Below are 2,197 nucleotides of genomic sequence, written 5' to 3' on the forward strand. Positions count from 1 at the left end.
CGGAACCCACTCGCCGACCCCGGGATCCTCGGTGTGAACGCCGGTGCCGCGGTGGCGGTCGTCGCGGCGATCGGGCTGTTCGGCATCCACAGCCTGACCGGGTACGTCTGGTTCGCGATGGGCGGGGCGCTGGTGGCCACGATGGGCGTCTACCTGGTCGGCGCGGTCGGCGGTACGACGCCCGTGAAGCTCGCGCTGGCCGGTGCGGCGATCTCCGCGCTGCTCGGCTCGATCACCTCGGCGGCGACGCTGCTCGATCTGTCGACGCTGAACGAGTACCGCTTCTGGGTGGTCGGCTCGTTGTCCCTGGCCGACGGCGGGATCGTCGTACAGGCTGTCCCGTTCGTTGCTGTCGGCATCGTTCTGGCGTTGATCCTCGGGAGATCGCTGAACCAGCTCGCGCTCGGTGACGAGCTGGCCTGGGCGCTCGGCACGCGGGTTGTCCTGGTCCGGGTCCTCGGCGGCGCGGCGGTCGTGGTGCTGGCCGGTACGGCGACCGCGATCGCGGGACCGATCGGCTTCCTCGGGCTCGCCGTACCGCATGTCGCGCGGTTGATCGTCGGGCCGGACCAGCGCCGGATCCTGCCGTGGTCGATGCTGCTCGCGCCGGTTGTCCTGCTGCTCGCCGATATCGCCGGCCGGGTGGTCGCGCGGCCGGCCGAGCTCCAGGTCGGGATCGTCACCGCGCTGATCGGGGCGCCGCTGTTCATCGCGCTGGTCCGGCGCCGACGACTGGCCGCGCTGTGAGGACGCCGACGACGGGCCTGCTGTGAAGACGCCGACGGCCGGTGGCGCTCTAAAGACGGGCGTGGTGGCGTCGGTGCTGACTGTCGTCGTGGGGGCGTACGCCCTGACCCGCGGCGACTACGGGCTGTCGATCGCCGAAGTACTGCGGACCTTGTCCGGGCACGGCACCTTGATCACGTACGACGTGGTGGTCGACAACCGGCTGCCGCGGGTACTGACCGGGATCGGCGTCGGCGCCGCGTTCGCGATCTCCGGAGCGATTTTCCAACGGCTGGCCCGGAACCCGCTGGTCAGCCCGGACCTGATCGGCATCAACGCCGGCGCCGCGCTGGCCGCCGTACTGATCATCACCGTGATCGGCAGCGGCTGGATCCCGCTCGGCGCGCTGATCGGATCGTTGCTCGCGGCAACCAGCGTCTACCTGCTGGCGTACCGGAACGGGGTCGCGGGGAACCGGCTGGTGCTGGTCGGGATCGGGGTGACGGCGATCGTCGGGTCGCTGACGGCGTACCTGTTGACGCTCGCGGACATCTACACGGCGAAGAGCGCGTCGATGTGGCTCGCCGGGAGCCTTGCGGGCCGGACGTGGACGCACGTCGTACTGATCGGGGTGACGCTCGCGGTCGGGGCGCCGGCGGCCGTGGTGCTGACCCGGCAGTTGCGGTTGCTGGAGCTCGGCGACGACGTGGCGCGGGCGCTGGGCGGACGGGTCGAGCTGGCACGTGGGGCGTTGATCGCGCTCGGGGTCGGGCTGGCCGCGTTCGCGACCGCGGCAGCCGGTCCCGTTGGTTTCGTGGCGCTTGTGGCGCCGCAACTGGCACGCCGGCTGGTCGCGCGGCCCGGGTTGCTGGTTCCGGGGGCGATCGGGGCGTTGCTGGTGGTCGCGTCGGATCTGCTGGCGCGGACGGTGGTGGCGCCGACCGTGCTACCGGTCGGGGTGGTGACTGCCTTCCTCGGTGCGCCGTACCTGCTGTTCCTGATCACCCGGAGGACTTGACCTTCGCGATCGTGGCGATCGCTTCGGTGATCTCGGTCGGGGTACGGGCGGCGTACCCAAGGACCAGGCCGGGCGCGTGCGGGAGTTGGCAGTGCCAGGACAGCGGGTGACACTTCACGCCCGCGTCCAGGGCGGCCGCGGCGAGCGCGACGTCGTCCGCCTCGTCGAAGGTGATGGTCAGGTGCAGCCCGGCGGCGGCGCCGTGGATGGTTGCCATCGGCAAGTGTGTGCGGATCGCGGTGACCATCGCGTCCCGGCGGGTGCGGTGCCGGCGGCGGAGCAGCCGGAGCTGGCGTTCGAGTTCGCCGGACTCCATCAGCTCCGCGAGGGTCAGCTGCGGGAGCGCCGCGTTGCCGAGGTCGGCCAGGCGCTTGCGGGCGATCACCTCGTGCTTGTACTGCGGGGGCGCGAGCATCCAGCCGATCCGCAGCGCGGGCGCGAGCAGCTTGGAGA

2 protein-coding genes and 1 pseudogene are annotated in these 2,197 nt (G+C 71.7%); 2 read left to right on the plus strand and 1 reads right to left on the minus strand.

All coding sequences use genetic code 11. From position 1 onward, the window contains the following. The coding region (locus VFF46_RS19160; RefSeq protein WP_325038518.1) for a FecCD family ABC transporter permease at nucleotides 1-747 on the plus strand (747 nt) is incomplete at its 5' end. A gap of 73 nt (nucleotides 748-820) precedes the next feature. Beyond that, nucleotides 821-1,744: a FecCD family ABC transporter permease gene (locus tag VFF46_RS19165; RefSeq protein ID WP_325038519.1), complete on the plus strand. Its 924-nt coding sequence runs from the start codon at nucleotides 821-823 to the stop codon at nucleotides 1,742-1,744. Here VFF46_RS19165 and VFF46_RS19170 read toward each other — a convergent pair. Next, nucleotides 1,728-2,197, minus strand: a pseudogene (locus VFF46_RS19170) (PLP-dependent aminotransferase family protein); the annotation flags it as partial. The gene VFF46_RS19165 and the pseudogene VFF46_RS19170 sit on opposite strands and share 17 nt — an antisense overlap.

It is taken from the genome of Kribbella sp., assembly GCF_035655035.1.
Classification (GTDB): domain Bacteria; phylum Actinomycetota; class Actinomycetes; order Propionibacteriales; family Kribbellaceae; genus Kribbella.